This is a genomic window from Actinomadura sp. NPDC049753 (assembly GCF_040674655.1).
Taxonomy (GTDB): Bacteria; Actinomycetota; Actinomycetes; order Streptosporangiales; family Streptosporangiaceae; genus Spirillospora; species Spirillospora verrucosospora.
This window is the reverse complement of sequence record NZ_JBFARL010000455.1, coordinates 1-1,465: the sequence shown is the minus strand read 5'-3', so window position 1 is coordinate 1,465 and position 1,465 is coordinate 1. Positions and strand designations below refer to the sequence as shown.

The window sequence follows — 1,465 nt, the reverse complement described above, 5'->3', positions numbered from 1 at the left end:
GCCCGCCCTGCTGGAACCGCCGGTCAACGTGCTCCGCCTCGCCCTGCACCCGGACGGGATGGCCCGCCGCGTCGAGAACCTCGCCGCCAGGCCCGCGTCCTCTGACGGGGCCGCGTTCTGCTCGGGGCCCGCGTCGTGCGACGGACCCGCGTCGTGTGACGAGCTTGCGTTCCGCTCGGGGCTCGCCTCTAGTGACGTGGCAGGGCCCTGCCGCCCTCCGTCCTGCGGCGGGGACGGGGGCTCGCCGCCGCCCCCTCCGCCGTCCGGGGGAGGGTCCTCGCCGGGGGACGTGCCGTCGAGCAGCTCGTCGAGCAGCGACTCGTCCAGCCCGGGGGCGTCGAACGGGTCCCTGCGGCGCCGGTGCGGCAGCGACAGGCGGGCCGCCGCGCGCACGTCCTCGTCGGCCACCGCGCCGCGTCCGTGCCAGGCGGCGTGCGCGAGCGCGGCGTTGGCCGTGACCAGGTCGGCGCGCAGCCCGTCGACCTCGAAGCCCGCGCACACGGCCGCGATCTGCTCCAGCCGCTCGTCCGGCAGCCGGACCCCGGCGAGCCTCTCCCGCGCGGCCGAGATGCGCTCCGCCAGCTCCGCCTCGGCGTCCGCCCAGCGCGCGGCGAACGCGGCGGGGTCCGCCTCGAACGCCAGCCGCCGCCGCACGACCTCGGCCCGCTCCTTCGGATCCCGCGACGCCCGCACCTCGACCGTCAGCCCGAAGCGGTCGAGGAGCTGGGGACGCAGCTCGCCCTCCTCCGGGTTCATCGTCCCGACCAGCAGGAACCGGGCCGCGTGCCGCACCGACACCGACTCGCGCTCCACGTAGCAGGTGCCGAGCGCGGCGGCGTCCAGCAGGAGGTCGACCAGATGGTCGTGCAGGAGGTTCACCTCGTCCACGTACAGGACGCCGCGGTGCGCCGCCGCGAGCAGCCCCGGCTCGAAGGCCTTGACGCCCTCGGTCAGGGCCCGCTCGACGTCCAGCGACCCGGCGAGCCGGTCCTCCGAGGCGCCCACCGGCAGCTCCACCAGCGCGGACGGCCGCCGCTCGGACGGGCCGCCCGGCTCGTGCGGGCCGTCCGGGCAGGACGGGTCGGGCGCCGCCGGGTCGCAGGCGAACCGGCAGCCCGGCACCGTGTCCACGGCGGGGAGCTGCGCGGCCAGGGCCCGGACGATCGTCGACTTGGCGGTGCCCTTCTCGCCGCGCACCAGCACGCCCCCGACCCGCGGCGAGACGGCGTTGAGCAGCAGCGCCAGCTTCAGGTCGTCCAGCCCGACGACGGCGCTGAACGGGTAGGCGGTGTTCACACCTGGACCTTCCGGTTGACATGGGCGACCCGCCAGCCGCTCCCGGCGGCGGCGAGCCTCGTGGTGGACAGCGGCGCGAGGTCGATCCGGTCGGCCGCGAGGACGCCGGCGCCGAGCGCGTGGGCGAGCGCCGCCCGGATCACGCCCGCGTCGCAGACGGCGACGCCGC

At 77.5% G+C, this 1,465-nt stretch carries 2 protein-coding genes; both read right to left on the bottom strand.

All coding sequences use genetic code 11. The annotated features are described in order from the left end of the window. A partial coding sequence (locus AB0K37_RS42170) for an ATP-binding protein (protein ID WP_363991859.1) occupies window positions 1–1,296 on the bottom strand: 1,296 nt, incomplete at its 3' end. Then, a partial coding sequence (locus AB0K37_RS42165) for a histidine phosphatase family protein (protein ID WP_363991861.1) occupies window positions 1,293–1,465 on the bottom strand: 173 nt, incomplete at its 5' end. The genes AB0K37_RS42165 and AB0K37_RS42170, both read right to left, overlap by 4 nt.